The 221-nt window shown below is 49.8% G+C and carries 1 protein-coding gene; it reads right to left on the bottom strand.

Annotated elements, in window-relative coordinates; all coding sequences use genetic code 11:
* Positions 1–221, bottom strand: a 221-nt coding sequence (locus C7C45_RS33230; protein ID WP_244200703.1) for an ABC transporter substrate-binding protein, incomplete at both ends; no start/stop codon positions are given.

The following is a 221-nucleotide window of genomic DNA, read 5'->3' as shown; positions in this document are numbered from 1 at the left end:
GCCATAATGCTGTCAAAGGCCGGGCTCTTATAATGCGCGGTATTCATCGAGCTGTTCGAAAGCATGGTGTTCAGGAAGGAAGTTGGTTCGTTGTAGTCAGCACACCAGCCTGCACGGGCCACATCAAAAGTACCCTGGTGACGGGTGTCGAGGAACGTTTTCCACTCCTGGTTAACCAGTTTGACGTTTACACCAATGTTTTTCTTCCACAATGAAGAGGC

The organism is Micromonospora arborensis, assembly GCF_003205615.1.
Classification (GTDB): Bacteria; Actinomycetota; Actinomycetes; order Mycobacteriales; family Micromonosporaceae; genus Micromonospora; species Micromonospora arborensis.
The sequence above is the reverse complement of the archived record's forward strand: the minus strand, read 5'-3'. Positions and strand labels throughout refer to the sequence as shown.